The 1,386-nt window shown below is 74.7% G+C and carries 1 protein-coding gene and 1 pseudogene; both read right to left on the minus strand.

What is annotated here, in order from left to right; genetic code table 11:
- The coding region (sigM, locus tag J0670_RS38020; RefSeq protein WP_207817332.1) for an RNA polymerase sigma factor SigM at nucleotides 1-701 on the minus strand (701 nt) is incomplete at its 3' end.
- A 46-nt stretch (nucleotides 702-747) separates the two neighbouring features.
- Nucleotides 748-1,386: pseudogene (locus J0670_RS38025) on the minus strand (hypothetical protein); the annotation flags it as partial.

Raw genomic sequence — 1,386 nt, forward strand, 5'->3', positions numbered from 1 at the left:
CCGGTGGTCGGGCCCGTTCCTGTGACGGTGCGCGGGCCCGTCGGGTTCCCCTGGGCGTTCCGGCGCGACGGCGGGGCCGCGCCGGGGGCGCCGGGTGCCTCCCGGCCCGGTGCGCCGCGGTCCGGTGTTTCACGTGAAACATCCTGTTCCCGCAGGTGCCGGACCAGCGGCAGCAGCCTGGCCCGGCCACGGGCGCAGCGGCTCTTCACGGTGCCCACCGGGACGCCCAGCAGCTCGGCCGCCTCGGCGACCGGGTAGCCCTGCATGTCGACCAGGACCAGCGCGGCCCGCTGCTCGGCGGGCAGCTCGGCGAGTGCCGCGGTCAGCTCGCGCCGCACCTCGGCCCGCACCACCGGGGAGTCGGCCGGCTCGGCCGTGCCGATCAGGGTGTCCAGCCGCTGAGGGTCCTCGTCCAGCGGGGTGGTGCGGCGGGCGGTGCTGCGCCGGGCGCGGTCCAGGCAGGCGTTGACCACGATCCGGTGCAGCCAGGTGGTGACCGCCGAGCGGCCCTGGAATCCGGCGGCGGCGCGGAAGGCGGAGACCAGGGCGTCCTGGAGGGCGTCGGCGGCCTCCTCGCGGTCGCCCAGGGTGCGCAGGGCGACCGCCCAGAGCCGGTCGCGGTGGCGGTCCACCAGCAGCCCGAAGGCCTCCGGGTCGCCGGCGACGTGCCGGGCGAGCAGCGTCGCGTCGTCGTCCGCCACTGTCCTCCCCTGTCCCTGCCGTCGTTCCGGTGCGCGGGGCGTGCGGTCAGCCGGAGACCTTGACCTCGGCGACGTGGCCGCGGTACTTGCCGTCGGAATCCTTGTTCAGGGAGGTCAGCCAGATCAAGAGGTAGCGCGTGGTGACCGGGGAGTCGAGGGTGTACTCGGCGCCGGGGCCGGACTTCTTGCCGACGACGGTGAAGCCGTCCAGCTTCGCGTTCATCGGGTCGGAGGCGGCGGCCGGGGTGGGCACGCGCAGCTCCGCGGTGTGCTCGCCGACGAACTGGACGTTCACCGAGGAGACCGCCTGCGGCGAGCCGAGGTCGATCAGCAGGCCGGTGCCCGGCTTGAGGGCGGGCGCCTTGGGGCCGAACTGGTCCGAGTACCACTGGGTGGTCCAGTTGGTGCTCGGGTCGCCGTCGATGGCCTTCCCGGCGGCGTCGTTGCCCTCGGGTCCTCCGTCGCCGTACGGGTTGTAGGACTTCGCCTCCTTGATGGCGAGCGGCACCGGCGTGTGCGTCGTCGGGTGCGTGGACGGCGCGGTGGAGGTGACGGACTGCTGCGGGGCGGCGATCGCCGGTCCGGTGTTGCGCAGGTTGTCGACGAACTGCCAGGAGGCGACGCCGATCGCGCCCAGCGCGACGGTCCAGGCGGTGGCCTTGACCACCCGGCGCAGCCGCCGCCT

Source organism: Streptomyces sp. FH025 (genome assembly GCF_017427025.1).
Classification (GTDB): domain Bacteria; phylum Actinomycetota; class Actinomycetes; order Streptomycetales; family Streptomycetaceae; genus Kitasatospora.